This window comes from Acinetobacter sp. ANC_7682 (genome assembly GCF_056779795.1).
On sequence record NZ_JBWYIQ010000014.1, the window covers coordinates 39,461 to 66,064 of the forward strand.

The window sequence follows — 26,604 nt, forward strand, 5'->3', positions numbered from 1 at the left end:
CTTAATTCTTAATCTTTTGTGGACGTGGATAATTGTCTTTCACAAATTGTTTAGAGCGTTCTACGGCTAAACTATGATCATCCACATCACGAGTAATCGTCGATCCAGCACCAACTGTTGCACCATTACCAATTTTAACCGGCGCGACTAAAGAGCTGTTTGAACCTATAAAGGCTTGGTCACCAATGATCGTTTTAAACTTGTTGGCACCATCATAATTACATGTGATCGTACCCGCACCGATATTTGAACCCTCACCCACTTCAGCATCACCTAAGTAGGTAAAATGATTGGCTTTAGAGCCTAAACCAATGGTGGTGTTTTTCACTTCAACAAAGTTGCCAATGTGTACTTCATTTGCCAATTTAGCACCAGGGCGCAAACGTGCGAATGGTCCAATTTGAGTGTGCTCACCCACAATGGCTGAATCAAATACGCTATACGGTTGAACTTTCGTGCCTGCAGCAATCTTAGAGTTTTTAATTACACAGCCTGCACCGATTTCGACATTGTCACCAAGTTCACATTCGCCCTCGATAATGACATTGATATCGATACGTACATCTTGACCAACCTTGAGTGAACCTCGGAGATCGAAACGACTCGGGTCGATCAAATGTACACCTTGCTGCATCAGCAATTTCGCTTGGTGGTTTTGGTATTCTCTTTCCAATGCTGCCAATTGCACACGATCATTTACACCTTCAACTTCGAAAGCTAAAGCAGGTTCAACTGAAGCAATTTCGAGTCCATCGTCAATAGCCATTGCTACGATATCTGTTAAATAATATTCGCCTTGCGCATTATTATTATTCAGACGTGGCAACCACTCGTGCAATTTGGAATTGCTTACTGCATAAATGCCAGTATTAATTTCTTTAATTTGACGTTGCTCTTCAGAAGCATCTTTATGTTCAACAATGGCTTGGATTTTACCATTTTCTCTCACGATACGACCGTAACCTGAAGCATCGTCTAGTGTAAGTGTGACTAAGCCAATACCTTTAGACTGTGTTGCTTCAAGTAATTTTTGTAATGTATCGGCGGTAATACAAGGCACATCACCGGATAAAATTAAAGAAATACCATCTTTGGGTAATACAGGTAAGGTCATTTGAACAGCGTGACCTGTACCAAGTTGTTCAGCTTGTTCAACCCAGTCAATATTTTCTGTCGAAAATGCGTGTTTTACTAAATCGCCACCGTGACCGAAAATGGTAATAATATTTTCAGCTTGTATTTTTTTTGCGGTTTCAATGACATGCCCTAAGAGCGGACGTCCTGCTAAAGGTTGTAATACTTTTGGTAGCTTTGAACGCATTCGCGTCCCTTTACCTGCAGCAAGAATAACAACTGTGGTTGACATACAACATCCTTTCTTTGGAGCTTGGCTTAAGCCATATCAATATAGAGATAAATTATAATACAAAGTGCTGCCCAAAGACCTGCGATGAGGTCATCAAGCATAATACCGAAACCACCGTCAACTTGACGATCAATGACACGAATTGGCCAAGGTTTCCAAACATCAAAGAGACGGAAAAGTGCAAAACCGACCAATAGCCATACCCAATTCATTAGGCCTAGGTAGATTAAAGGGAGAAACGTGATCGATTGCCCCGCAAATTCATCCCACACAATTCGTCCGTCATCATGGACGCGCATTATATCAGCGGCTCTTCCACAAATATATATTCCAATCAATGACATAACGATTATGGCAATCGTGCTATACAAAAAACCTATTGCCATGAAAGCAGGAATAAACAGCAATGCAAAAGCTGAACCAAAAGTACCTGGTGCTTTTGGTGCCAAACCAGAGCCGAATCCAACGCCACAAAAAACAATGAAACGTTCAGACCAAGTCATCGCTTTAAAATTAATTGGTTGTTTTGGCAAAGTGCTGATATCCCTGTAATTCTAGTTCTTGTGGTTGTTGATGATGATAAAAATCTAATTGCTGAGTCTCTTTTACGACACCAATCACCGTGATCGGTGTATCGCAGTGTCGAGCTTTTAATTCATGCAAGGCAGGTGAAGGAATGGTAAAACACAATTCATAATCATCACCACCTGCTAAAGCCAATTGCCATTTTTGTTGATTGGGCAATGCTTGTAAGGCAGGACAAAGTGGAAGTTGATCTAAGTGTAGGTCGGCACCAACATGAGATGCTTTGAGAATATGTCCTAAATCTTGTGCTAAACCATCAGATACGTCAATCATACTATGCGCCAATCCTTTAAGCGCTTGACCGAGTTCACAACGTGGAGTGGGATAATCGAGACGTTTTTTTAAAGCATGATCGGGATATTTTAATCCGAATGCAGCATCACCGACAGTGCCTGATACACAGATTAAATCACCTGCTTGAGCACCAGAACGTGGCACGGCTTTTCCAATATCCACCCAGCCTAGAGCGGTAACTGATAATGTGAGATGTGGGCTTTGCGTTGTATCGCCGCCAATTAAACTTACCCCAAATTGATCGCAACAATCATACAAACCCTGACTAAACCCTTTTAGCCAATCATGATCAATTTGGGGTAGGCTCAATGCCAATAGAATGCTTTGGGGTTTTGCACCCATGGCTGCAATGTCTGAAAGATTCACAGCTACAGATTTCCATCCAATTGCATGGGGATCTGTATCGATGGGGAAATGTCGACCAGCAACGAGAGTATCGGCACAAATGACCAATTGTTGCTGTGGAGGCGGGGTGAGCAGGGCTGAGTCATCACCGACACCTAGATCGACTGAAGAATAACTCGGTCGATTGAAATAGGTGTCAATAATAGAAAACTCAGCCATTTCAACAACAACTTATTTTGCTTGTTGCTTTTCTGCTTCACGTAGGCTTTGTGCCAAACGGTCTAATACACCATTGATGTATTTGTGACTATCTGCACCGCCGAAGTGTTTAGCCAATTCAATTGCTTCATCGAGAACGACGCGATATGGAATTTCAAGATGCTCTTTCAATTCATACGCGCCAAGACGCAAAGTAGCTAATTCAACGCCGTCCAGTGCCGAGATCTCACGATCTAGTACTGGAATTAATAACGCATCCAATGCTTCATGATTTGCAATCACTTGTGTGAGCAACTCGTGATAATAGCTGAGATCCACTTTATGCATGGCATTTTCAGCACGTGTACGTGCTTCAATTTCATGCACAGGGTTGTGGCTCATTTGCCATTCATAAATCCCTTGTACAGCAAAACGACGTGCTTTGCGTTTAGCTGCATAAGTAGCTTGGAGTGTCTGCGACATGCTTTAGATCGCCTTTAGCAAGTTAACCATTTCAATTGCAGTCAAGGCAGCTTCACCACCTTTATTACCTGCTTTTGTACCTGAACGCTCGATGGCTTGTTCAATGCTGTCTGTAGTCAATACGCCATTGATTACAGGTAAACCAGCTTCTAAACCAACAACACCAAGGCCTTTTGCACATTCACCAGCAACAAAGTCAAAGTGAGGAGTGCTACCGCGAATAACTGCACCAAGTGCAATTACCGCATCAAACTTACCAGAATTTGCGAGTTTTTTCGCCACAACCGGAAGTTCCCAAGCGCCTGGCGCGTGAACGACAGTGATATTATCGTCTTTAACACCATGTCGATGCAATGTATCAATTGCACCTTCTAATAAATGTTCAACAACAAAGCTGTTAAAACGACCAACTAGAATCGCGTAACGATCTTCGCTCGCGAGATGTAATAAACCTTCAATACGGCGAATCGCCATAGCAACCTCGATATTTAATAAGAGTTATGAATGAGAGCTCTGATCAGCTGTGATGTATTCGACCACTTCTAAATTAAAGCCAGACAATGCATTGAAGCGTAAAGGTGAGCTCAGGAGCTTCATTTGCTGTACGCCTAAATCACGTAAAATTTGTGCACCCACACCAATGGTTTGGTATTGCTGAGATAAGGCAGCATTTGACTTGGCTGGTTTTGGCGCAGTTAAAGCTTCTAATGCTGGACCTAAATCAGACGGCTGACGTTGTCCAATCCATACCAAGACACCACGATCGCTTTGAGCAATTTCTTTTAATGCACGATCTAAGTTCCAAGCTGCTTCACCATCTTGCTTATTAAGCTTTAATAAGTCTCGCGCCGGATTGAAGCCATGAACGCGAACAGTCGTCACACCCTCTTCAGGTTGACCTTTAACCAATGCCAAATGAATATCAGGATTCCCGACTTCACGATAACGGTAAAGATCAAAAGTACCATACTCGGTATCTAATTTTTGTTGATCCAAACGCTCTACCGTTTGTTCATTGGTCATACGGTAGTGAATAAGATCAGCAATTGTACCAATTTTTAAACCATATTTTTCAGCAAAAATTTCAAGGTCAGCACGACGGGCCATAGTCCCGTCTTCATTGATAATTTCACAAATCACAGACGCTGGTTCAAGACCTGCAAGACGAGCTAAATCACAACCTGCTTCGGTATGACCTGCACGATGGAGCACACCACCTGGTTGTGCCATGAGTGGAAAAATATGGCCTGGCTGAACGATATCTGCTGGTTTTGCATGTGCCGCAACTGCTGTTTGAATCGTGTGCGCACGTTCTGCTGGAGAAATACCTGTAGAAATGCCATTTGCAGCTTCAATAGAAAGCGTGAAGTTTGTCCCGTGTTGAGCGCCATTCGCATCAACCATCAACGGTAAATTTAATTGTTTGCAGCGTTCACGGCTTAAGGTTAAGCAAACCAAGCCACGAGCATGCGTGATCATGAAATTAATGTCTTCAGGTCGTACGTGCGTTGCAGCAATAACGAGGTCGCCTTCATTTTCACGATCTTCATCATCCATCAGGATGACCATTTTTCCTGCACGGATATCTGCTACAAGTTCTTCTACAGTATTGAGCGACATCAACCTTCACCTTTTTGTTATGTCATTCTGACATTTGAATAAATTTGTTGCGCCATAGTCTAACGCTTTTTTAGTCAGTTTGCCTATGCTTATGACTGTACCATTCAACACAGTCCAACATACACCTTCATAGCACATTGAAAAGAGAGATAAAATTACCAAAAGAGCAATTTTGTATACAAACTAGACGCTTAGTCTAACTTTTCATGACTGTGAGCTTTAAAAAAGAAAAACCAGATTTAACTTAGCATCAAATCTGGTTTACTTATTAAAATTTAATCTAATTAAGAGCTGATTGTACGATCCGTCGAAGAGCTTTGAGCTTTGCCTTTCAAAATTTCAGTACGGATATTTTGTGCAAGTTCGGCACAGGCTTCGTTCATACCATTAATCATGAAAGCGTGACGTGTTAACACACTGGTTGGATTCGGCATCGGAACCAATTGATAGCATTCACCAATATGCTTTAACTGATCGTGGGTCAAATATAGCGCCATTTCTTTCGCAATCAGGTGATGTGTGAGTCTTTCCGCCGCTTGTACTGAGTCGAGTTGCATTGCTTCCACTGGCGCGGTTACAGCACAGCGCGTTTGTAATACGAACCGTTTATCCTCACGGTAACGTTTATAGAGTACTTCTGACAATAATTGAAACACCGAACCAATCATTAAGATGCAAGCAATCGAGTTATTCTTGAGTGAAGAAATACTGATAACAGCGCCTTGTTGATCAAAACTACGATTCACAACGATATCATCAACATTCAAATGATAATGCGCTGCACACAGTTCGATACTCTTATTTAAGAAAATTTGACATAAATTAAAATAAGGTAAAGATACAGATTTGTTAACCGTATTGATTAATTGTTTCGGATCATAAAATTGGATATTCAGGGATAAAGCATCCTGATCTAACTGCAGAGTCGGTACTTTTGGCGTAATTGCAGCTTGTTCTTTATTTTGCTCTGGCGTATGAGGTTGTTTAGGCTGACTCTTTTCCAGTTCTAATGCTTCAGTGAGCAGCTTGATCTCATGACGTAAACGGGACTCATTATTTAATCTCGCAAGATATTCGCTACGCGTAGGGCGAGCAATGGCACGATAAGCCAACCATAATAAGCCATGAATAAAGAGTGACGAGAGGATCGCCAGCCATTGTGTTCTTAATATTTCACCGATACTTGGTTTAACCAATGTGATTTCCACACTGCCAATTTTCTTTTCATTTTGTAGTGCATCTCGAACGAAGATTTCACCCTGACGCGTCTTAGACAAGCCTGCAGTTGCGAGAACTTGGTCTCCTGTGCCAAGAATACGTATATATGCAACACTTGGATTCGTTGCATAGCGATTGGCTAATAATGCAAGAGATACAGTATTGGCAGGTTCAAGTTCAGTTAAGCTATCTGCGACCAGTTGAGTCGTCATTAGCAAACCTTGGCTTGCACGGTTTTCATTTAATTGATGTGTCGTTGCAATAACCAATAAAAAGGTATGCAAGGCAAAACTTACAATCAGCAGGCTAGCAAATAGCCCTTGTCTAGGCGCATTCAACGTAAACTTCCAAAGAAAATTAATTCAATTTCGATTATGATTCTTACAATATTCGTAGCTCAGACCCGAGTCAATTCATGCGAGAAATCATTCTTATTTCATTTTTAGGACCTGACCAACCGAATCAGTTTACTCGATTGATGCAGGTGTTGTCCGTACATTCTTTGCAAATTTTAGATGTAGGACAAGCAGTTATCCATAACCAATTGACTCTCGGCATCGTGGTTGCCTCCGAAGACCAGACAGCAACAGCTTTGGCCATGAAGGATATTCTGATTTTAGCACATGATATTGGTCTTACTGTGCGCTTTAAACCAATCAATTCAGAAGATTATGAGCAATGGGTGAAAGAAGGTGGGCGTACACGATATATTGTGACAGCATTGGCACCTGAACTTACTGCAGCACATTTGCAAGCAGTGACTAATATTGTTTCGAGTCAAGGCTTTAATATTGAAACAGTCACCCGTTTGTCTGGACGCCCAACGTTAAATCATTTTGAAAATGAACCAAAACGTGCTTGTGTGCAATTTGGTTTGAGTGGTCAGATGTTAGATGCTGCAGCGATGCGAGCGGCATGTTTAAGTTTATCAAATGAATTAAGTGTCGATGTTGCAGTACAAGAAGACACGCCGTACCGTCGTAATCGTCGTTTAGTTTGTTTTGATATGGATTCAACCCTGATCGAACAAGAAGTGATTGATGAGCTAGCAATTGAAGCAGGTGTCGGTGAACAAGTCGCAGAAATTACTGAGCGTGCTATGCAAGGTGAGCTGGACTTTCAGAGCAGTTTCCGTGCGCGTGTGGCACTACTGAAAGGCATGGATGCTTCTGTATTGCCTAAAATTGCAGAACGTTTAACGATTACTGAAGGTGCAGAACGACTTATTTCAACCCTGAAATCTTTGGGTTATCGTACGGCTATTTTATCTGGTGGCTTCCAATACTTCGCTGAATATTTACAAGCAAAACTAGGGATTGATGAAGTTCATGCCAATATTTTGGATGTTCAAGATGGGCAGGTCACTGGCGAAGTTAAAGGGCATATTGTGGATGGCGCTCGTAAAGCATTTTTATTAGGCCAAATTGCGGATGAAATGGGCATTTCACTTGAGCAAACGATTGCAGTAGGTGATGGTGCGAATGATTTGCCAATGCTCTCTATAGCGGGCTTGGGCGTTGCATTCCGGGCCAAACCATTGGTACGCCAAAATGCAAATCAAGCCATCTCTAGTGTTGGTTTGGATGGTGTTCTGTACCTGTTAGGTGTACATGATAAAGATTTAAGCCGAGCTTAAAATCAAAAAAGCGCATTAAAAAGGCGACCAAATGGTCGCTTTTTTTAATCTAAGTGAATCATTCTTAGACAAATTTTAATCAGTTAAGTTCAGACGAAAAAACAGATGGTCATCATCGAAAAAAAGATGTTTTGACAAAAAATTACGAGGTATTTTTTTGTAATGACACGCCAAGTTTGACTGATTCTGACTCTATGAAAAATGTCTAATCTTAAAAAATGTAATGACAAAAGAATGTTGCGACAATATGTGTCGCTTACAAAAGCATCAGGTCTTTTTTTCTGAAAAAAACTCACCATAATGCTTTCATAGACGCCAACAAGACCATTGAAGAAAGTGAAGCGTTATTTAATTTGTTGTGAAACACCATTAGGCAGTATTTGAAACATCTAAATTTTGACGGAGATTTTTATGGTCACTTTAACTTTTGCAACGATACTCGGATTTGCTCTGATCGCTGTAGCATTGGCGGCCGTATTTTTTTCACCTTATCGTCATTGGCTAGGGTTTATGTTGGCGGGTATGGTCTTCTGGGGTTTACTTGAAGGTATTCGTTATAGTGTCCAACACGTCTTTGACATGTCCTTGGCATATAGTTATTTAACAGCGATTAGCTTGGCAATGGTAGCTTTAACGGCTTTCTTACTTCGCGAAGATAGTCGTGCGCAAAAGGCTTTAGAAAATCGTCGTTATATTGAACATACTCCTGTATACGAGGACGATTAAATCCTGCGCATGACAGATGAGATGTAGACCAAAACTGCGTAGTAACAATTTTATATTTAAAGGTGTATCAAAATGATATACCTTTTTTTTGCCTATACGTTTTGTTAAACAAAGCTGCATTTCCTTACTTATAAGATATGCTAGGATGAATCAATTATTTTTGATATTAAAAAAACGGACTTAAATTGTCATGAAACTATCTTCAATACCTGTTGTGAAATTACCTATCGTTGATGCAAGCACAGATCCACTAGACCTTTTGGTGTTAGGTTTGGCGTTGCGTATGAAACAATTGTCACGTACGAGTCCAAAATTTATTGAGTTAATTCATGATCGTCAGTTCCGTATTCAAATTGGTACAGATCTAGGTGTTGCACGTCAGATTTTAGTCAACAATGGCCAGATTGATTCTGTTTCAGGTGATGCAGAGAAAGCCGATTTCGTACTTCAGTTTGCTGATAGCGAGCAAGGTGTTAAAACCCTGATGAAAGGTGATCCAACTGCATTCATGACGGGTATGCAAAATGGCAGTATTAAAATGGAAGGTGATTTCAGCTTATTGGTATGGTTTAACCAAGTCGCTAAATTAATTCCACCAAAAATTCCTAAACCTGTAAAAGAAAAAATACAATTTGCTCGTCAATTTATTAAAGAAAAGACAGGTAAGTAATACAGCACCTAAATACGGACTTTTCTCGTTTTGATTCTAGAGATGAGTATTTAAATGCAAGAAAAAAAGCCCTCATCAGAGGGCTTTTCTAGTCATTCAACTTCAAGATTAAAGGTTACCGGACCATCATTGATGAGATGCACTTTCATATCCGCTGCAAAGATTCCTGTTTGTACATGTTCAAACTGAGATTTTGCGTATTCAACTAACTGTTCATACAGTTCTTTTGCTTCGAGAGGCGGCATTGCAGGGCCGAAGTCAGGACGCAAACCTTTTTGGGTTTGTGCCATCAGGGTAAATTGCGAGACTAATAATAATCCGCCTCCGGCTTGGCTAAGATTCCAACCCATTTTTCCTTGGTCATCATCAAAAAAACGGTATTTTAAAATCTTATCGATGAGCTTCTTACCTTTTTCAAAGTTATCTTCTTTGCCAATACCAATAAAAACTAAAATCCCTTTTTCGATTTGACCAGTAATCTCACCATCCACAACGACTTTCGCTTCAAGGACTCGTTGGAGTAAAGCACGCATAATTCAACCAAGTTTGATGTTTTTTAATTCAAATGAATTGTATCAAATTGGAAAAAAGAAAAGGGATAAAGTCGTCATCTATCCTCATAAGTTATTGATAAAAAAATAATTAATCTGAGCATACACCTTTAATCTAATAAAGCGATTGAAATAATAAAAATTAACCTTTTTACCAATTTTATTAAAGAAGGTAATTTACGCCTGCAGGAAAGGTAAATTTGAGAGAGAAAACGATGTTTAAGCGTTCAATGTTGGTTGCAATGCTTGCAACTGCGACAGCAGCATCAGCTGCACCATTAACAAAAGATAACGGCGCACCAGTGGGTGATAACCAAAATTCAATCACTGCAGGTCCAAATGGTTCTGTATTATTACAAGATGTACAGTTGATTCAAAAACTTCAACGTTTCGGTCGTGAGCGTATCCCTGAGCGTGTTGTACACGCACGTGGTACGGGAGCTTATGGTGAATTCGTTGCAACTAAAGATTTATCAGATCTTACTATTGCTTCACTTTTCAAAGCAGGTACGAAAACTCCAGTATTCTTACGCTTCTCTACAGTAATTCATGGTAAGCATTCTCCAGAAACTTTACGTGACCCACATGGCTTCGCAATTAAGTTTTATACTCAAGAAGGTAACTGGGATTTAGTTGGTAACCAAACGCCTGTATTCTTCATTCGTGATGCGATCAAGTTCCCAGACTTCATCCACGCAATGAAACCAAGCCCAATTGACAACGTTCAAGACGCTAATCGCGTATTTGACTTCTTGTCTAGCCAGCCATGGGCAACAAATATGTTGACTTATGTGTATGGTAACCAAGGTGTTCCTACGAGCTACCGTGAACAAGACGGTTTCGGTGTACATGCATTTAAATTGTACAACGACAAAGGCGAATATAAATACGTTAAATTTAACTTCCGTTCTAAGCAAGGTGTTAAAGGTCTAAACGTTAAAGAAGCTGCTGAATTACAAGGTAAAGACTTCAACCACTTAACGAATGATCTTTATAAGAACATCAATGCGGGCAATTTCCCGAAATGGGATCTTTATATCCAAGTGTTGGATCCTAAAGATTTGAATAGCTTTGATTTCGATCCACTTGATCCAACTAAAATCTGGCCTACTGATTTAGTACCAGAAACAAAAGTGGGTACTTTGACATTAAATCGTATGCCGAAGAATTTCTTCCAAGAAACGGAACAAGTTGCTTTAGCACCAGGTAATTTAGTACCAGGTATCGAGCCATCAGAAGACCGCTTACTTCAAGGTCGTATCTTCTCTTACTCTGATACACAAATGTACCGTTTGGGTGCAAATCACCAGCAAATTCCAGTAAACCGTCCATTGGTAAATGTGAACAACAATAACCAAGATGGTTATATGAATGTTGGTGCAACTTCATCTAACGTGAACTATGAACCAAGCCGTATGGAGCCAAAACCATCGACTCCTAAAGCACGTGCTGTTGAAACTCCACTTTCTGGCACAGTTCAGCAACGTGGTGTGAAAGAGCAAAACTTTAAGCAAGCGGGTGATTTATATCGTTCATACTCTGCTAAAGAGAAATCTGACCTCATTATGAACTTAGCAGCTGATCTTGGTAACGTAAAAGATTCAGAAACTAAACACATCATGTTGTCTTATTTCTATAAAGCAGATGCGGATTATGGCACACGTATGACTAAAGCTGTAAACGGTAACTTAGCGACTGTTAAAGCGAAAGCGGCAGCTTTAAAAGACTAATCAAGATTAGTCCTTAAATTGGTGATTAGGGTCTAAGGTGTCACCTCAAAAAAGTCCTGTAAAACTCAATTCCTTTCCTGCAACCCTAGGGGAGTTTTACAGGCACTCGTTATCGAATTTAAACTCAGGTGAGGGAAGAATGAAAAATATTGTATATAGTTTATTAATCGCTTTACTGAGTTTAAGTTCAGTAATGCTTCACGCTCAAACGACGTCTGTCAGTAGCTCACAACAATCAGATCAGAAAGAAGTGATTGACTTATTTTTTGCAGCAGCGAAAACAGGAAACAAAGAAGTTATTCATGAATTTTTGAAACATGGGTTTCCAGTCAATATTAAAAACCATGCTGGTTTTACACCATTAATGATGGCGACCTACTATGGTCATCAAGATATTGTAATGACTCTATTGGAAAACGGCGCAGACCGCTGTGCTCGTGATAATAAGGGTAATACAGCTTTGATGGGTGCTATCTTTAAGCTTGAATGGTCGATTGCCAAACAATTACGCCAGGTCGATTGTGATGCTCAAGCGAAACAGACAGGACACAAGACCACAGAAGAATTCGCAAAAGTTATTGGGCAAGATAAAGCATTGAAAGCTTTGACTGAGTCATATAGTCAAGACAATGCAAAAAAATAATCAGTTTAAGTTTTAGTAATTAGTCGAATAATCTTCGACAATTACTAAAACGAGCTATGAATCGCAACAAAATGTGCTTTAATGCAATAAGTTGCTAAAAACTGAAAAATAATATGTCTGCCATTATTCAATCCTTACTTGATACTGACTTGTATAAATTCACGATGTTACAAGTGGTATTACATCAATTTCCTCAAACGGATAGTGTCTATCAATTTCGTTGTCGTAACCTTGAAGATACAGCCTATCCACTCGTGGATATATTAGAGGAACTGAACGAACAGTTAGATTTACTGTGTCAGCTCAAATTTAAAGAAGACGAATTACAATATTTAAGAAGTTTGCGCTTTATTAAAAGTGATTTTGTAGACTATTTAGAATTATTTCAACTTAAGCGCCGTTTTATTAAAGCCAGTATCGATGATCAAGGCCGTTTAGATATTCGTATCGAAGGACCTATGGTTCAAGCAATGATGTTTGAAATTTTCGTGCTTGCAATCGTCAATGAACTCTATTTTCGTCGTATTCGCGATGACCAGGTATTGGCAGAAGGAGAGCGCCGTCTTAAAGCTAAAATTGAATTGTTGAAACACTATGAAAGTAGTCAACAACCGAATGATCCACCATTTCTTGTTTCCGATTTTGGAACACGCCGTCGCTATAGTTTTGACTGGCAGAAACATGTGGTGGAAGAGTTTAATAAGGCTGCACCACATATTTTTCGTGGCACAAGTAATGTTTTATTGGCAAAGCAGTTGGGTATTACACCCATTGGTACGATGGCGCATGAATTTTTACAAGCTTTCCAAGCACTTGATGTTCGCTTACGTGATTTCCAAAAAGCTGCACTTGAAACTTGGGTGCAGGAATATCGCGGAGATTTAGGCATTGCACTGACAGATGTTGTTGGTATGGATGCATTCCTAAGAGACTTTGATTTGTATTTTGCCAAATTGTTTGATGGTCTACGACATGACAGTGGTGATCCATATGAGTGGGGCGATAAAGCCTACGCACATTATAAAAAATTAAAAATTGACAGCAAAACTAAAATGCTCACTTTCAGTGATGGTCTAAACTTAGAGAAGGCATGGGATTTGCATCAATATTTTAAAGATCGTTTCCAAGTGAGTTTCGGGATTGGTACTAACCTCACCAATGATATGGGACAAACTGCTTTGAATATTGTTCTAAAGTTAGTCGAGTGCAATGGTCAATCAGTAGCTAAACTCTCTGATAGCCCAGGAAAAACGATGACTGATAATGATACCTTCCTCGCATATTTGCGTCAGGTATTTGATGTTGAGTCTCCTCAATCATAATTTCCCTTTTCTGATTTTTTGCTAATACCATGCAAAAAATCAGAATAATTTTGAAAAAGTCTTGTGCTAAGATTTGAACAAGGCCAATAGAACTATTCAATAAATATGACCACTAACGCTTTTGATTTCGGTCTGCTGATTGAAGCAGAACAACTTGTTCCTCATTTAGGAAGTGAAAAGTTACGTATTGTTGATTTGACCCGAAGTTCGGTCTATGAGCAATTACATATTCCGCATGCTATACATCTGAAGCCAAAATTTTTAGTGCGCCAAGAGGAACAAGCTACGGGTTTATTGCCTGATGATGAAGGGCTTCAGCAGCTAGTCCAGATATTAAACATATCACCTGAGCATCATGTCGTGGTCTATGATGATGAAGGTGGGGCATGGGCTGGTCGACTGATCTGGAATCTACACTGTATGGGTTTTTATAACACCAGTTTATTAAATGGTGGTATTCATGCATGGTTAGGCGCCAACTATCCTACGTCTTCAGAAGTTGAAGAGGTTCAGCCAGTCACATGTCTTTTTCAAGTGGAGACATCCAATGTTGATCAACACCGTATTGATTATTCAAATTTAATAAAAAAAATTGAAAATAAAACTTGCCAAGTATGGGACTGCCGGACGGCTGAAGAGTATACCGGGCAACGTCTCGCGGCACGTCGTGGTGGACATATTCCAACGGCTAGACATTTTGAGTGGAGTACTGCACTTAATCGTCAAAATCATTTAAAATTGCACCCCTTAGAACGCACGCAACAACGTTTAGAACAATTGGGCTTTCAATTTGATCAGCCAGTCGTCGTATATTGTCAGTCTCATCACCGTTCAGGTTTAGCTTACATTATTGGTCGATTACTGGGTTGGGATATCCAAGCTTATGATGGTGCGTGGAGCGAGTGGGGCAACCGCCTCGACAGTCCAATCATTACTGGAGAGTCACCTGAGTGAGTCTGACAAATTTAAAAAAGAAACTATTTATTCAAGCGCAGCAAATCGTCCCGCAACAAAAACTCAGCCGTTTGGTGGGTAAAGTCGCAGCCAGTGAAAACCCAGTATTAAAGAATGTTGTCATTCAAGCATTTAAAGCAAAATATGGCATTGATATGTCAATTGCTGAGCAACAAAATGCCTTGAAATTTAAATCCTTTAATGAGTTTTTCACTCGCTCTTTGAAAACAGGCGTTCGTTCAATTGATCCTAATCCTAAAAGTGTCGTGTCACCTGCAGACGGTGCAATTTCACAATTGGGTAAAATCAATGAGGGCGATATTTTTCAGGCAAAAGGTCAAAGCTTTTCAGTTGAAAAGTTAATTGGTGATCCTCAATTGGCAGCACCATTCAAAAATGGTGAATTTGCAACAGTGTACTTATCACCGCGTGATTATCATCGTGTGCATATGCCTTATTCTGGTACATTGACTGAAACTTTATATATTCCAGGTGAATTATTTTCAGTCAACCAAACTACAGCTGAAAATATTCCGGGTTTGTTTGCACGTAATGAACGAATGGTATGTTTATTCGATACTGATGTTGGTCGTATGGCTGTTGTTTTAGTTGGCGCAATGATTGTTGCTGGAATTGAAACTGTTGCGACAGGTAAAGTAAAACCAACAGGTCGCTTAGAGCTGAACCATCATGCGATGAAACTTGAAAAAGGTGATGAGCTCGGACGTTTTTATTTGGGTTCAACGGCTGTAGTTTTGTTTGAGAAAGATAAAATGCAATGGGACCAAGCATTTAAGGCGAACTCAACTGTAGTAATGGGTGAAGCGTTAGGTCATCTTATTTGAGTGTATCTTCTGAATAAAAAAAAGCGCCTTAGGCGCTTTTTTTATTCGTGCAATTTATACAAGCGTTCTTTGGGAAACACGGCAATAAATGTAGAGCCTTCGTTTTCTTTCGACTCGATTTCAATATGTGCGCCATGTTGCATAAGTACGTGCTTAACGATGGCAAGGCCTAAACCAGTACCACCTGTTTGACGACTGCGTGCACTATCCACACGATAAAAACGTTCAGTTAAACGCGGTAAGTGTTTTGGATCAATTCCAATACCAGTATCCTGAACAGAAAAATAGCCACGTTCTCCATCATCATGCCAGCCGATGGTGATGGTGCCACCTTTCGGGGTGTACTTTATGGCATTGGTAATTAAGTTACTAAACGCACTCGCCAATTCCATATCTGAACCAATTAAGTCACAGTGGCTGTCTATATCAAGGTTAAGTGTATGACCATAATCAATATTGTAAGCTTGCGCATCATCGAACAGATGGTTCATTAAACTTGGCATTTCGATAATTTGATTTTTCGCAATTTGTTTTTCATTTTCTAAACGAGACAAAAGTAAAAGATCATTGACCAAGGCATTCATGCGTTTAGTTTGCGATTGCATTTGCTCAAAGGCACGTTTCCAGCGCGGATTGATATCTTCTTGATCTGTGAATGTTTCGATATACCCACTTAACACTGTCAGTGGCGTTCTTAATTCATGTGAAATATTGTCAACAAAATCTGAACGCATTTGCTCGAGATTTTTCATACGGGTAATGTCGTGCGCAACCAATAGTCGACTTTCATTGCCAAAGCGAGTTAGTTTAATTTGCGCATACTTATTATCATGGTTCACCAATTTAATTTTTACACCATCTGGTGCTTGATGGGTATTATGAAAATATTCAATAAAATCAGGTTGGCGAATAATCGTGAGCAGGTTACGGCCACGATCAACAGCTTGAATCCCAAATAGTTTTTCCGCAGCAGGATTCCACCATTCGATTTGATGGGAATCATCCGTAAGAATAATCGCTTCTGATAAAGCTACGAGAGAAGATTGAGTTCGATCGATCAGTCCAACCATTTCAGACTGAACAATACGTTCTTGGCGTTGAGCCCGATATACATTGAACAGTAATGCCCCCCAGATTCCATTTAAATTTGGTGGTACATCGTAAGGACGATTCGAAATCCAATCATTGACTAAATATAATGAGCGTAATTGGATACCAAAAAATATAAGACAGGCAATGCCTAAGCATATCCAAAGATAGCCAAGCCCTAACCCGATACAGCCCGCAATAATCAGTAGAAATACCAGTAAACGTAAGTCTTGCTTGGCAAAAGTCCATAAACTGCTATATAGAAACTTTTGATGTTCACGTGCCAATTCTGGGACGGGGTAGGGTTCGTACATAAAATCTAAATTAACCTAAAGCAACATCAGCTCGTGTTGAAAAACGATAGCCAGTACCACGCACAGTTTGAACATAACGGTCTGCACCATAAGGTTCGAGCACTTTACGTAAGCGACGGATATGGACGTCGATGGTTCTGTCTTCGATATACACATTTCCACCCCATACCTGATCAAGTAATTGAGCACGGGTATAGGCACGTTCTGGATGAGTCATAAAGAATGCCAATAGACGATATTCTGTTGGCCCCATATCAAGAATATTTTGATTATAGCTGACACGTTGGCTTACTGGGTCAAGAATTAAGCCATTTGCATCAATGGTTTTTTCGCCATTTAACGCATTTGCACGTCTTAATACCGCTTTAATACGGGATACCAACTCACGCGTTGAAAATGGTTTTGTCATATAGTCATCTGCACCAGCATCAAGACCTTGAACTTTATGGTCTTCTTCGCCACGCGCAGTCAACATAATGACTGGAATTTCTGAAAGTGTTTCATCACGCTTAAGGCGACGACACAAATCTACGCCACTTACCCCACCCGGTAACATCCAGTCGAGTAGGATAAGCGCTGGACGTTGATCAACAATCATTTGATGTGCTTGTTTCGCATCTTCTGCTTCCAAGCATTGAAAGCCTGCCATATCTAAAGAAGTATGGATCATTTCCCGAATTGGGAGCTCGTCGTCGACAATTAAAATGTAGTCATCTTTCACAACGCAATATCCTATGATGAACGGTGAACCGTTTTATATTTATGACAGGCTTATTACAAAGATTAATTATGACAGTATCATTGCAAGATGGAAATCGAAGTTAAATATAGCAATGTTTTGTGACAATTAAGCTGATATTTTGTCTCATTGATATTCATTAATCATGAATTAAATCAATATCTTAAATTTACTTACGATTTGTCACAATTTCTTCATCTTAATTTGATGCTACTTTTTCATTAGATCATTCAATAGGGCGAGAAAAACAGTTTTACATGCCTGAACGACCTCAGCACGTGGAAGTTTAAAACCACCTACTACCCAGCGAACAGCAACTTGAGTGACATAGCCATTTAGACCAGTTGCTATCAAGGAGATCTCTTTTTCAGTGAGATGGGTATGTGGCATCATTAATGTGACAAAGGCATGAATCATTCGGTCGAAACGGCCCATTGTTTCTTGAATGGTTGCATGATTATGAAGTTCTTGGACGAGCATTGCATCAATATAAATAATCCGAGCGGTACGCGGATCATCTTCTAAAAAACTAAAGAACGCATTTAGACCTGCATCAATCATGTTTAGAGGCTCAGGAGAGGCTTTCATAATAGCTTGCATTAATGTTTGTTGAAGCTTCTCAATCAGTTCTAAAAAGATCGTTTGGAATAAGTTTTCACTTTTCTTAAAAGATTCATAAAAGTAACGTTCAGTTAATTTCGCTTGTGTGCAAATATCTTTAACGGTTACTGAGAAAAAACCATGAGCTCCATATGCTTCAATACCCGCTTCAATAAGTTTCTCACGGCGTGCTTGTTTGCGTTCAGTTAAGGACATCCCTTTAAATTGACGCTCTTTTGCGGGAGGCTTTTCAATCGCTTGCTCGTGTTCTGATGGAGTGAGGTTCTCTGGGTTCATAGCAATTCGAGTCTTTTTATAAAAGTGTTATGCTGCGGTCAGTATAGAGTACTGATCAGCTAAAGATACTAAATTGGCCTATAGTAACAATAAAAATGGTCGATAGTTACATTGACAATAATAATTGTCAAAATTATAGTGAACATGAATGACCCAGATCAACGCTGTGGTGCATAAAAATCAAAAAAAGGATTCACAATGAAAAATTTTAAAAACAAAGTGGCTGCAATCACAGGTGCAGGTTCTGGTATTGGTCAACAACTTGCGGTGTTACTGGCTAAGCAAGGTTGTCATTTGTCTTTAAGTGACGTAAATGAAAAGGGCTTAGCAGAAACAGTTGAACTGACGAAGAATGCAAATGTACGAGTCACAACCAAAAAAGTAGATGTTGCGAATCGTGACGAAGTTAAAGCATGGGCGGCTGAAACTGTACAGAATCATGGTTCAGTGAACATGATTTTCAACAATGCTGGGGTGGCATTGGGTTCGACCGTTGAAGGTGCAACATACGAAGAGTTGGAATGGATTGTTAATATTAACTTCTGGGGTGTCGTATACGGCACCAAAGAATTCTTACCATATATTAAGAAAACAGGTGATGGACACATTATCAACATTTCAAGTTTATTCGGTTTAACTGCGCAACCAACTCAGTCTGCTTATAATGCAACTAAATTTGCTGTACGTGGTTTCACTGAATCTCTTCGTCAAGAGCTAGATATTGAAAATGTGGGTGTGAGCGCGCTGTGCGTACATCCAGGTGGCATTCGTACCAATATTGCGAAAGCTGCAAAAATGAATGACAGTTTAAAATCTTTGGGCATGAATCCACAGAAATCTGCACAGACATTTGATAAGTTATTACGTTGTCCACCTGAAGAAGCAGCGCGTCAAATTCTAGAAGCAGTGCAAAAAGATCGTCGTCGTTTACTGATTGGTAACGATGCGAAAGTGATTGATTTAATGCAACGTGTGATGCCAACGGGCTATCAAAAAGTGACTGCATTTGCGACTAAAATGAGTAAACGTTTCGATTCTAAATAATCGTTAAAAAAACCCGCGTCATGCGGGTTTTTTATTTTCTTGATTTCTAATTTAAATCAGTACTTGAACAGTTTTCTTTTTCCAAACAAATTGATAATACAAACCTTGCATCACACATAAGCAAACGAAAGCCAAAGCATAAGCGTACCAGATTCCCGCCAGCCCCCACCATGCGCTAAATAGATAAGCTGCTGGGAGTTCTATACAGAGTATGGCTACAATATTGATGATCATTGGCATAGTCACAGTGCCACTTGCACGCATAATTGAGGCGAAAATAGCACTCGCGCCAAAAAATAAAATTGACCACAGCACAATAAACAATAATTGTTGCCCGAGTATCACGACTTTTTCATCTGTAATAAATAATGCCATGAGATATTTTGAGAACAAATAAGCCAAGATTACGAGCCCGCCTGTAAAGACAAAATTCATCCCCAGTGCTGTTTTAGTTACACGTGATAAAGAATCCGCTTTACCTGCACCGATCGCTTGAGCCCCAAAAATAGAGGCAGCAATTGCGATAGACAGAGCAGGGAATTGGATGTAGTTCAAAACCTGATTAACTGCGCCATAAGCAGCTGTTGCTTCTGAACCATAGCGATTGACCAAGCCGACAATGACTAATCCTGCCACAGAGGTCGTGACCATTTGAATGCCTGTAGGAACGCCAAGTCTGAGAATAATTTTGCTCAGTTCAGGATTGTGGCGTACATGTTTACACATTGCTAAATCTGGACGTAATGGATGATTTTTTTTATTTAAATAAACGTACAGAAAAATAAGCACGGCCAGATAACCCACAATCGTAGCGATGGCAGGTGCAATGATACCCAATTGAGGAAATCCAAAATATCCAGCGATGAGAACAGGAGTAATAAAGAGCCCAATTAAACTGGTCATTCCCAAAGCGATGAGAGGTGTAATGCTATCACCGACACCACGTAAGATAGAGGTATAAATAATATAGATAAAAAGGAGTGGGCTACCTGCTAACATCCATTGAACATAAGGCAAAGATAAGTGCATGACACTTGGGTCTGTGCCCAAGGCTTCAAGAATGTGGCGTGCAGATAGAACACCTAAAATGGCAATAATCGTCCCGCCGATCAATGTCATAAAAATAGTAGACCCGACAACCGCTCTTACTTTTTCTAAATTTTGTGCTCCCCACGCTTGACCAACCAATACCGTCGAGCCAGCCGAAAGCCCAATCACAAAAGCCAAGAGACAGAACAAAATAGGGAAGAAGACGGAAACAGCAGCAATTGCTTGAACGCCCATCATTTGCCCGACGAAGATCGTATTAATTGTGCCGGATAAATTTTGCAGGATATTGGTTGCAATCAGCGGAACTAAAAAAACTAAAAAAACTTTCCAGAAACCAGGTTCATCAATCGGCCGTAAGGTTCTCGCCATATATAAGTCTTATCCATTATTGTTTTCTATATCAACGGATTGACCTTAACACCTTATCATTCAAATTGCTTTAGTAATAAAGTAATCCGTCTCGTCTCTTTTCGTTATTGTGATTGAACCTTCGTTAAAATTTCTCCTGCAAGATGCAAGGTTTCCTTTCGTTTTGCAAAACAGACCCGAATGAGCTTCAGATCTTGAGGTGGCTGTTGATAAAACACTGATATAGGAATCGCTACCAGTTTGTGTTGTTCTGCAAGATATTGGCACATTTCTATATCTGTGAGCTCAGGTCTTAGTGTACTGAAATCTAAGTTTTGAAAATAAGTTCCTGGTGACGGCAGATATTGAAATTTTGAATGCTGAATTCCATGGATGAATAAGTCACGTTTAGCTTGATAAAAATTGGGGAGATCTAAAATATGTTCAGGATGTTGTTCGATGAATTGATTAAGCGCGACTTGAATCGGATGGACACCACAGAAATTGGCAAATTGATAAATTTGACGAAATACTTTCATCAGTGCCTGAGGTGCAACGCAATATCCAGTTTTCCAACCAGTAACATGAAACGTTTTTCCGAATGAACCAATCACAAAACTACGATCTCGAAGTTCAGGAAAACTAAGCGCAGAATAATGTTGTTGACCATCAAACACTAAATGTTCATAGACCTCGTCAGAAAGTACACAAATGTTTTTATCCTGAATCAACTCGATCAGTTGTTGCCAATCTTGCTTGGACCAAATTGCACCTGAGGGATTATGTGGTGTATTTACAATGATTAATCGCGTTCGTTCATTTATTCGATCTTTCACCACATTCCAGTCAACATGGAAGTCTGGATGTACCAAGTTGATATGGATCGCTTGCGCCCCAGCGAGTTTCACTGCAGGTGCATAACTATCATAAGCAGGATCGAAAATAATTACTTCATCTCCAGCATTTACAACAGCTTGAATCGCACACAAAATTGCAGTCGTTGCACCAGGTGTAATGGTGATTTCGCTGATCGGGTCTAAATCGACTTGGTCTCGTTGGCAGAATTGGGCTGCAATTTTTTGTCTTAAACTCAGCAGACCGTCACCAGGTGGATATTGGTTATAGTCTTGTTGTGTGGCTTGAGCTAAAGCTGCAATTAATTCAGGAGGAGGTGGAAAATCAGGAAAACCTTGAGAAAGATTTAATGCGTTCAACTTTTGGGCGAGTGCTGACATCACGCTAAAAATAGTGACACCTAAGTCTGGTAATTTAGATTCAATTTTAATCATGCTGGATAGTAATATTTAGCCCGTTTCTTCGTAGTTTAGCAGTTGAAATGCCTGCACTAAATACAAATATCTGGGACATATTCGTTTTAATTCTCATAAGATTCTAATGATCTTCAATTAAGTTTAAAACCTTAGATGATCTATGTGATCTCATGTTAAAAATGATTGATCTGACTTTGCTTCATTTCATTTTTTAACCAATTTAAAAAAATAATCTTCCGAGGATCTTCAATAAATCTAGTATGGGACAGTAGATAATAGGCAGAACCATCCTGAAGAATTGGTATTATTTTTTTTACAGACTTGAGCTCTAATTCTTTTTCAATCATGTAGATAGAAATGATCGTCTTTCCTAGGCCAGCCAAGCAGCCTTCTAAACATAAGTAAAAATGCTCTAATTCTATTTTGGAATGTTTCTTCAAAATATCTTTGAGTTCATCCAATTGGTGTAATTTTTTTGAAAAATAAGGGCGTGATTTAGAAATTAACAATTCTTTGGTTTTAGGGTGGTGAGATGCTTGGACTGCCACAATATATTCATCGCCAATTTTCTCACTAAACAGATGCGATCCCCATTCAAAATCATTTCTTCGTATTGCGATATCGATATTATCTTTTTCAAAGTCGACTACACCACCACCTGTGAGCAAAACCACTTCAAAATCATGTCCAAGTTTTTTAAATTCAACAAGTCGTGGAATTAACCACTTCATCGAAATGGTTGGTTCACAGGACAGTACCAATTGTTTGTTTTCAGTTTTATTTTGAGTTAGTCCAATTAAACAATCATCCAATTGATTGAAAATATTCTGAGCGCAATGAAAAAGAGTTTCTCCTTCTTTGGTGAGTATCAAGGTTTTATTTCGTCGTTCAAATAATGTGATATTTAATATTTCTTCGAGATTGTAAATTTGCTTACTGACGGCACTTTGCGTAACAAATAATTTCTTTGCTGCAATCGTGACACTGCTGTATTTAGCGACAAAATAAAAAAACTTCAGTGAATTCAAAGATATTTTTTCTATCATTCCAAAAACTCATATATTTTTAGTCGATTTTATTGATTTTATTTTTTTAACTTTTGTTCAAAATGAAGATTACCAACAGCAAAATTAATCTAATACAATGGAAAATATATTAAAATTCAGTCCATTTAACAAGCAGCATCTCGATGAATACACATATTCAAAAGAGATAATCAAAAAGGGTTATGCGTTTATTGATTTAAATACATTCCAAGAAATACAGAAAAATAATAATTTTCACGATGTTAATGAGCAAGATGTCAGTGATTTTATAGACAGTTGGAACGCTCTAGATTTAGATCAATTTATGTCGGATAAAGGTAAATATCGAACAAGAAAACATGCAACTTTTACTATTAATGATAAGCATAAAATTTTACTGAAAAATTCTTATATTCCTCATTTTCAGACGATTGAATACAACACTTTGAATGGTGGAATTGCGAGATATTTTTCAGAGATTGATAAAAATACAATTGAAAATCCAATTTTTAGAAATTTACTACAACTCGCATATCTCACCTTTTCAGAAATTGAAACTGAAAATTGGTTTATCGAAGCGCATCAATTTCGCATTGAAGCAAAATTTGACGATAGTGGTAAGCCAACCCCTGAAGGGATACATCGCGATGGTGTGGATTTCGTTTTAATGGCCATGATCAACCGTCAAAATGTTCAAGGTGGAATGACCCGAATTTATGACTTGAATAAGAATTTGAAAGCAGAATTTATGCTTGAAAATTTTTTAGATATCGCACTTGTGGATGATCATCAGGTCTATCACAGCGTAACGGAAATCAAAGTCAATGATTTTACGTTGGGTGATACTGGATTAAGAGATGTATTAGTGATCACGTTTAAAAAGGCATAATGAATGGGTGAGTTTATAGCAGTTATTCTCATCACCATACTCGCTGTTGTGAGTCCTGGTGCTGATTTTGCTATCGTGACAAAAAACAGTTACTTATATGGTAGAAGGATAGGTGTTCTCACTTCACTGGGAATTTCTTTAGGTGTGTTGATTCATGTGACTTATACGCTTATTGCTGTCGCATTTGTCATGGCGTATACACCTCAAATTCTAAATATTGTGAAGTATATTGGAGCCATCTATCTCATCTATATCGGTTATAAAACTTTTGTACAAAGTCCGGTTGTCGAGACGTCATCAACTGCTGCAATTAATCCTTTTCAAGCAGTGAAATATGGCTTTTTCACCAATGCACTTAATCCTAAAACGACTTTATTTGTGATTAGTACATACACTCAGATCATCAGTGTGAGTACGCCGAAAGCGATTCTGGTCGGTTATGGGCTATTTATGTCTTTTGCTCATTTTTTATGGTTTGGATTGGTGGCTTTGCTTTTTTCATCGATTGTTTTAAGACAGAAAATGTTAGCTAAGCAAGTACAGATTAACCGAGTGATTGGAACTGTATTATGTCTGCTAGGGATAGCACTTCTGTTTGCTAAATTTCAATAATAGGGTAGCAATATGAAAAAGATGGCTTTTATCGATATGGAAGGTGTTCTTGTCCCTGAAATATGGAAACACTTTTCAAATGTATACAATATCCCAGAGTTGGCGATTACAACTCGAGAAGTCGCAGACTATAAGTCTCTGATGGAATTTAGAATTAATTTACTGAAAGAAAATAAAATTCCTTTAAAACAATTAATCGATGACATTAAAGAACTGGATGTCATTCCAGATGCTAAGGAGTTTTTAGAATATTTGCAAAAGGCTGAAAATTTTGAAGTTAACATTATTTCAGATTGCTTTTATGAGTTTTTATTTCCCTTTTTTGAAAAATTAAATCTTCCTGTTAAAAATACATATTGTCATCACTTAGAAATTGGACCAGATGGATTTATAGAAAATGTTCTGTATACACGAGATAAAGGGAAACATGAAATTATTGTAAAGTTCCAAAAAGAAAACGTTTCAATGACCAATAGTATTGCGATCGGTGATGCATTCAATGATTTTTCGATGTTGCATTTAGTTGATTATGGTTTTTTATTTCAACCCTCAGAAGACGTGAGAAAGAACTCCCCAGCTTATTTTTGTAAAGTAGACTCTTATCAAGATATTATTTCACATTTAAATCGTAAAAAAATTATGTAACCTTATAATATTATTATGGTTTATATAAGATGAAGCAGATAGGAATGACTCTAGTGATAGCTTAGTTCTTTAAATGGATTAAGAATAATAAATACAGCCCATTCATGCAGAAATGGGCTTTTTGATGACGTCAATTCACAATGAATTCAATTTTAGTCAGCGACCAAATTTAAATTTCATTTCTAAGTTAAATCAAAAATTCAACTGCTGCTCGGATGATCCCTAACACTAAACCGATAAATGCACCAACGACAACACCGTTGACGCGAATCATATGTAAGTCACCACCGACTTCATTTTCAATTTTATCGATCATTTCTCGTGAGTCCCATTCGTGAATGCGTTCACTGATAAATAAAATGACTTTTTCGCTGTATTGATCACTGAGATTGACTGCCATTGAACTCATTTTTTCATTTAATAATTGGCGTAATGCAGGATTGGAAATGATGTTTTGACCGACTTGTTGAATCGCAACACGTAAATTTTCAGCTATACCTGAATCTGCTTTCTCCAAATCTTCACGAATGGCATTGCACAGAATGACGACGGCACCAGTAATAAAATTTAAAACTTGAGGACTATCTAACAATGCATTTTTAGTTTCATTTAATTTAAGACTCGCCTGACTTTCAGGATTTGCGAGTTCAGTCATTAAATGCTGTGCAATACTCTCAATTTTTTGACGCCATGGATGCTCTGGATCTGCCAACATTGACTCGACACGCTCTATTAAAGAGTCAATCGTTCTTTGTTGAACATCGATACCGATCCAACTTGCGCCTTTGGCTAAACGCCACACTCCGAGTTCTTTAAATAGGGTGCGGGTTAGCTCCCGAGTTTGTTCAGGATGTGAAGTCACCCAACCGTGCGCAACATCGAGACCACGTTGTAAAACATCTTGGTGGAAGTCATTTTCTAATACGGCACGAATCATTTCACTGGCCAGGGTATTGATTTGAGTGTTCTTTACCCATTGCACACTGTTAGTTTGAATAAACCTACCGACTTGTTCTTGTCCAACAAACTCAAAAACTTTAGGCACTGTCTGTTGAATCACTTGAGTCACTTGACGATTGTTATCTGGATTGGCTAGCCATTGTCCTACTGCCAAACTCACATCTGTTTGACTCAAGCTTTTTGCCACAATCTGTGGCGATAGGAAGTTTTCTTGAACAAAACGTCCCATGGATTCTGCAATACGCGCTTTGTTACGTGGAATAATTTCGGTGTGATCTTTTAAAAACTTAGGAATAGGGATACGGCCGAATGGGTTCCGAAACAAAACCGTAATGGCATACCAATCTGCTAAACCACCAACCACACCTGCTTCAGCAGACAACATTAAAATATGAATAAGCCAAACATATTCTGGAAAAATTTTGGCAGCCACCATGAGCGATATCCAAGCCAATACAGCGACAACCAGTGCGATCATGGCAAACCGTTTGCTTCGATCCAGACTAGGGGTAGTCATTGTTGGTGATACACTCAT

Annotated in this window: 27 protein-coding genes; 12 read left to right on the forward strand and 15 right to left on the reverse strand. The window is 39.0% G+C overall.

Annotation, left to right across the window (positions count from 1 at the left end; translation table 11 throughout):
- Nucleotide 1: 1 nt before the first annotated feature.
- The 7 genes from glmU to AC1M9D_RS07335 all read right to left on the reverse strand — a co-directional run bounded on the left by glmU (nucleotide 2) and on the right by AC1M9D_RS07335 (nucleotide 6,447).
- Entirely contained in the window at nucleotides 2–1,366 is a 1,365-nt protein-coding gene (gene glmU, locus AC1M9D_RS07305) for a bifunctional UDP-N-acetylglucosamine diphosphorylase/glucosamine-1-phosphate N-acetyltransferase GlmU (protein WP_481611837.1), read from the reverse strand.
- A 26-nt stretch (nucleotides 1,367–1,392) separates the two neighbouring features.
- Nucleotides 1,393–1,869, reverse strand: coding sequence for a phosphatidylglycerophosphatase A family protein (locus AC1M9D_RS07310; RefSeq protein ID WP_179999727.1), 477 nt, complete (start codon nucleotides 1,867–1,869; stop codon nucleotides 1,393–1,395).
- 10 nt (nucleotides 1,870–1,879) lie between these two features.
- The gene (gene thiL / locus AC1M9D_RS07315; protein ID WP_481611838.1) at nucleotides 1,880–2,809 is read right to left on the reverse strand and encodes a thiamine-phosphate kinase; all 930 of its coding nucleotides are present in this window, start codon (nucleotides 2,807–2,809) and stop codon (nucleotides 1,880–1,882) included.
- Nucleotides 2,810–2,821: 12 nt separating this feature from the next.
- Complete coding sequence (nusB, locus tag AC1M9D_RS07320; protein ID WP_035264834.1) at nucleotides 2,822–3,271, reverse strand: transcription antitermination factor NusB; 450 nt, start codon at nucleotides 3,269–3,271, stop codon at nucleotides 2,822–2,824.
- A 3-nt stretch (nucleotides 3,272–3,274) separates the two neighbouring features.
- Nucleotides 3,275–3,745 (reverse strand): 6,7-dimethyl-8-ribityllumazine synthase, encoded by a 471-nt coding sequence (gene ribH, locus AC1M9D_RS07325; protein WP_035264832.1) that lies wholly within the window; start codon nucleotides 3,743–3,745, stop codon nucleotides 3,275–3,277.
- A gap of 24 nt (nucleotides 3,746–3,769) precedes the next feature.
- Nucleotides 3,770–4,891, reverse strand: coding sequence for a bifunctional 3,4-dihydroxy-2-butanone-4-phosphate synthase/GTP cyclohydrolase II (gene ribBA, locus AC1M9D_RS07330; protein ID WP_481611839.1), 1,122 nt, complete (start codon nucleotides 4,889–4,891; stop codon nucleotides 3,770–3,772).
- A gap of 284 nt (nucleotides 4,892–5,175) precedes the next feature.
- Nucleotides 5,176–6,447: a hypothetical protein gene (locus tag AC1M9D_RS07335; RefSeq protein WP_481611840.1), complete on the reverse strand. Its 1,272-nt coding sequence runs from the start codon at nucleotides 6,445–6,447 to the stop codon at nucleotides 5,176–5,178.
- Between the two features lie 77 nt (nucleotides 6,448–6,524).
- Between AC1M9D_RS07335 and serB the strand changes: the two genes are divergently transcribed.
- The 3 genes from serB (at nucleotide 6,525) to AC1M9D_RS07350 (ending at nucleotide 9,141) form a co-directional block, all read left to right on the forward strand.
- Nucleotides 6,525–7,745: a phosphoserine phosphatase SerB gene (gene serB / locus AC1M9D_RS07340; RefSeq protein WP_481586915.1), complete on the forward strand. Its 1,221-nt coding sequence runs from the start codon at nucleotides 6,525–6,527 to the stop codon at nucleotides 7,743–7,745.
- Between the two features lie 411 nt (nucleotides 7,746–8,156).
- Nucleotides 8,157–8,471 carry a ciprofloxacin tolerance protein AciT gene (aciT, locus tag AC1M9D_RS07345; protein ID WP_035264816.1) on the forward strand — a complete coding sequence of 105 codons (315 nt, stop codon included), beginning with the start codon at nucleotides 8,157–8,159 and terminating at the stop codon, nucleotides 8,469–8,471.
- A gap of 190 nt (nucleotides 8,472–8,661) precedes the next feature.
- Nucleotides 8,662–9,141 (forward strand): SCP-2 sterol transfer family protein, encoded by a 480-nt coding sequence (locus AC1M9D_RS07350; protein ID WP_092766561.1) that lies wholly within the window; start codon nucleotides 8,662–8,664, stop codon nucleotides 9,139–9,141.
- 92 nt (nucleotides 9,142–9,233) lie between these two features.
- On the opposite strand, the gene dtd is transcribed toward AC1M9D_RS07350, so the two are convergent.
- The gene (gene dtd, locus AC1M9D_RS07355; protein WP_035264810.1) at nucleotides 9,234–9,674 is read right to left on the reverse strand and encodes a D-aminoacyl-tRNA deacylase; all 441 of its coding nucleotides are present in this window, start codon (nucleotides 9,672–9,674) and stop codon (nucleotides 9,234–9,236) included.
- A 233-nt stretch (nucleotides 9,675–9,907) separates the two neighbouring features.
- Here dtd and AC1M9D_RS07360 point away from each other — a divergent pair, with 233 nt between their 5' ends.
- From AC1M9D_RS07360 to asd, 5 genes are all read left to right on the forward strand, one after another.
- Nucleotides 9,908–11,422: a catalase gene (locus AC1M9D_RS07360; protein ID WP_035264807.1), complete on the forward strand. Its 1,515-nt coding sequence runs from the start codon at nucleotides 9,908–9,910 to the stop codon at nucleotides 11,420–11,422.
- A 139-nt stretch (nucleotides 11,423–11,561) separates the two neighbouring features.
- Nucleotides 11,562–12,065 carry an ankyrin repeat domain-containing protein gene (locus AC1M9D_RS07365; RefSeq protein ID WP_481611841.1) on the forward strand — a complete coding sequence of 168 codons (504 nt, stop codon included), beginning with the start codon at nucleotides 11,562–11,564 and terminating at the stop codon, nucleotides 12,063–12,065.
- Nucleotides 12,066–12,178: 113 nt separating this feature from the next.
- On the forward strand, nucleotides 12,179–13,387 hold the full coding sequence (pncB, locus tag AC1M9D_RS07370) for a nicotinate phosphoribosyltransferase (RefSeq protein ID WP_481611842.1): 1,209 nt from the start codon (nucleotides 12,179–12,181) through the stop codon (nucleotides 13,385–13,387).
- A 105-nt stretch (nucleotides 13,388–13,492) separates the two neighbouring features.
- Nucleotides 13,493–14,341 (forward strand): sulfurtransferase, encoded by an 849-nt coding sequence (locus AC1M9D_RS07375; RefSeq protein ID WP_481611843.1) that lies wholly within the window; start codon nucleotides 13,493–13,495, stop codon nucleotides 14,339–14,341.
- The gene (gene asd, locus AC1M9D_RS07380) at nucleotides 14,338–15,186 is read left to right on the forward strand and encodes an archaetidylserine decarboxylase (RefSeq protein WP_179999637.1); all 849 of its coding nucleotides are present in this window, start codon (nucleotides 14,338–14,340) and stop codon (nucleotides 15,184–15,186) included. Before AC1M9D_RS07375 ends, asd begins: the two co-directional genes overlap by 4 nt.
- 41 nt (nucleotides 15,187–15,227) lie before the next feature.
- Here the strand turns inward: asd and phoR are convergent, their stop codons facing one another.
- The 3 genes from phoR to AC1M9D_RS07395 form a co-directional block, all read right to left on the reverse strand.
- Entirely contained in the window at nucleotides 15,228–16,589 is a 1,362-nt protein-coding gene (gene phoR / locus AC1M9D_RS07385) for a phosphate regulon sensor histidine kinase PhoR (RefSeq protein WP_481611844.1), read from the reverse strand.
- 10 nt (nucleotides 16,590–16,599) lie between these two features.
- The gene (gene phoB, locus AC1M9D_RS07390) at nucleotides 16,600–17,310 is read right to left on the reverse strand and encodes a phosphate regulon transcriptional regulator PhoB (RefSeq protein ID WP_035264799.1); all 711 of its coding nucleotides are present in this window, start codon (nucleotides 17,308–17,310) and stop codon (nucleotides 16,600–16,602) included.
- Between the two features lie 228 nt (nucleotides 17,311–17,538).
- On the reverse strand, nucleotides 17,539–18,225 hold the full coding sequence (locus AC1M9D_RS07395; protein WP_092766555.1) for a TetR/AcrR family transcriptional regulator: 687 nt from the start codon (nucleotides 18,223–18,225) through the stop codon (nucleotides 17,539–17,541).
- Between the two features lie 198 nt (nucleotides 18,226–18,423).
- Here AC1M9D_RS07395 and AC1M9D_RS07400 point away from each other — a divergent pair, with 198 nt between their 5' ends.
- Nucleotides 18,424–19,269, forward strand: coding sequence for an SDR family NAD(P)-dependent oxidoreductase (locus AC1M9D_RS07400; protein ID WP_035264797.1), 846 nt, complete (start codon nucleotides 18,424–18,426; stop codon nucleotides 19,267–19,269).
- A 51-nt stretch (nucleotides 19,270–19,320) separates the two neighbouring features.
- Here the strand turns inward: AC1M9D_RS07400 and AC1M9D_RS07405 are convergent, their stop codons facing one another.
- The 3 genes from AC1M9D_RS07405 to AC1M9D_RS07415 form a co-directional block, all read right to left on the reverse strand.
- Nucleotides 19,321–20,688, reverse strand: coding sequence for an MATE family efflux transporter (locus tag AC1M9D_RS07405; RefSeq protein ID WP_092766554.1), 1,368 nt, complete (start codon nucleotides 20,686–20,688; stop codon nucleotides 19,321–19,323).
- A 104-nt stretch (nucleotides 20,689–20,792) separates the two neighbouring features.
- Nucleotides 20,793–21,956 carry a methionine aminotransferase gene (locus AC1M9D_RS07410; RefSeq protein WP_481611845.1) on the reverse strand — a complete coding sequence of 388 codons (1,164 nt, stop codon included), beginning with the start codon at nucleotides 21,954–21,956 and terminating at the stop codon, nucleotides 20,793–20,795.
- A 155-nt stretch (nucleotides 21,957–22,111) separates the two neighbouring features.
- Nucleotides 22,112–22,984 carry a LysR family transcriptional regulator gene (locus AC1M9D_RS07415; protein ID WP_481611846.1) on the reverse strand — a complete coding sequence of 291 codons (873 nt, stop codon included), beginning with the start codon at nucleotides 22,982–22,984 and terminating at the stop codon, nucleotides 22,112–22,114.
- Between the two features lie 97 nt (nucleotides 22,985–23,081).
- Here AC1M9D_RS07415 and AC1M9D_RS07420 point away from each other — a divergent pair, with 97 nt between their 5' ends.
- Genes AC1M9D_RS07420 through thrH form a run of 3 tightly spaced genes read left to right on the forward strand, consistent with a single transcriptional unit; the run spans nucleotide 23,082 to nucleotide 25,109 of the window.
- Nucleotides 23,082–23,852, forward strand: a complete 771-nt coding sequence (locus tag AC1M9D_RS07420; protein WP_481611847.1) for a 2OG-Fe dioxygenase family protein — start codon at nucleotides 23,082–23,084, stop codon at nucleotides 23,850–23,852.
- 3 nt (nucleotides 23,853–23,855) lie between these two features.
- Nucleotides 23,856–24,464, forward strand: coding sequence for a LysE family translocator (locus tag AC1M9D_RS07425; RefSeq protein WP_035264787.1), 609 nt, complete (start codon nucleotides 23,856–23,858; stop codon nucleotides 24,462–24,464).
- A gap of 12 nt (nucleotides 24,465–24,476) precedes the next feature.
- Nucleotides 24,477–25,109 (forward strand): bifunctional phosphoserine phosphatase/homoserine phosphotransferase ThrH, encoded by a 633-nt coding sequence (gene thrH / locus AC1M9D_RS07430; protein ID WP_092766549.1) that lies wholly within the window; start codon nucleotides 24,477–24,479, stop codon nucleotides 25,107–25,109.
- A 187-nt stretch (nucleotides 25,110–25,296) separates the two neighbouring features.
- Here the strand turns inward: thrH and AC1M9D_RS07435 are convergent, their stop codons facing one another.
- On the reverse strand, nucleotides 25,297–26,604 hold the full coding sequence (locus AC1M9D_RS07435) for a DUF445 domain-containing protein (RefSeq protein WP_481591972.1): 1,308 nt from the start codon (nucleotides 26,602–26,604) through the stop codon (nucleotides 25,297–25,299).